Here is a 1,620-nt window from a genome sequence, read left to right on the forward strand (position 1 = left end):
CCACTAGCGTGGCGGCTTCACCGTCTCCCACCTATCCTACACAAACCGTTCCAAACGCCAATGTCAAGCTGTAGTGAAGGTCCCGGGGTCTTTCCGTCCTGCTGCGCGTAACGAGCATCTTTACTCGTAGTGCAATTTCGCCGGGTCTGCGGTTGAGACAGCGGGGAAGTCGTTACGCCATTCGTGCAGGTCGGAACTTACCCGACAAGGAATTTCGCTACCTTAGGATGGTTATAGTTACCACCGCCGTTTACTGGCGCTTAAGTTCTCACCTTCGCACACCCAAAGAGCGTGCTAAGCGGTCCCCTTAACGTTCCAGCACCGGGCAGGCGTCAGTCCGTATACATCGTCTTACGACTTCGCACGGACCTGTGTTTTTAGTAAACAGTCGCTTCCCCCTGGCCTCTGCGACCCCCACCAGCTCCGAGTGCAAGACTCATCACCAGCGAAGGCCCCCCTTCTCCCGAAGTTACGGGGGCAATTTGCCGAGTTCCTTAACCGCAGTTCACCCGATCGCCTTGGTATTCTCTACCTGACCACCTGAGTCGGTTTCGGGTACGGGCCGCCATGACACTCACTAGAGGCTTTTCTCGGCAGCATAGGATCACCCACTTCGCCACAATCGGCTCGGCATCACGTCTCAAACATATAAGGGGCGGATTTGCCTACCCCTCGTCCTACACGCTTACCCCAGGAACAACCATCGCCTGGGATGGGCTACCTTCCTGCGTCACCCCATCGCTTACCTACTACCAGATCAGGCCAGGCGTTCACCCTGACGCCCGCTCCGAAGAGCAGACCGGCTTAAGGACCCTTAGTATCACTGGATTCAGTATGGGCGCATCACAGCGGGTACGGGAATATCAACCCGTTGTCCATCGACTACGCCTGTCGGCCTCGCCTTAGGTCCCGACTTACCCTGGGCGGATTAGCCTGGCCCAGGAACCCTTGGTCATCCGGCGCAGAAGTTTCTCACTTCTGATTCGCTACTCATGCCTGCATTCTCACTCGCACGGCCTCCACAACTGGATCACTCCGCTGCTTCGCCGGCCGCACGACGCTCCCCTACCCATCCACACCCCTAGACAAAAGCCAGAGTAATGTGTGAATGCCACGACTTCGGCGGTGTACTTGAGCCCCGCTACATTGTCGGCGCAGAATCACTTGACCAGTGAGCTATTACGCACTCTTTCAAGGATGGCTGCTTCTAAGCCAACCTCCTGGTTGTCACTGCGACTCCACATCCTTTCCCACTTAGCACACGCTTAGGGGCCTTAGTCGGTGGTCTGGGCTGTTTCCCTCTCGACTACGGAGCTTATCCCCCGCAGTCTCACTGCCACGCTCTCACTTACCGGCATTCGGAGTTTGGCTGACGTCAGTAACCTTGTCGGGCCCATCGGCCATCCAGTGCTCTACCTCCGGCAAGAAACACGCGACGCTGCACCTAAATGCATTTCGGGGAGAACCAGCTATCACGGAGTTTGATTGGCCTTTCACCCCTAAACACAGGTCATCCCCCAGGTTTTCAACCCTGGTGGGTTCGGTCCTCCACGCGGTCTTACCCGCGCTTCAACCTGCCCATGCCTAGATCACTCCGCTTCGGGTCTGCAGCATGCGACT

At 57.1% G+C, this 1,620-nt stretch carries 1 rRNA gene; it reads right to left on the minus strand.

Going from position 1 to position 1,620, the window contains the following annotated elements:
• Window positions 1-1,620 (minus strand): 23S ribosomal RNA (locus ACFYSC_RS36825); the annotation flags it as partial.

The sequence above is a fragment of the Streptosporangium sp. NPDC004379 genome (assembly GCF_042873875.1).
Lineage (GTDB): Bacteria > Actinomycetota > Actinomycetes > Streptosporangiales > Streptosporangiaceae > Streptosporangium.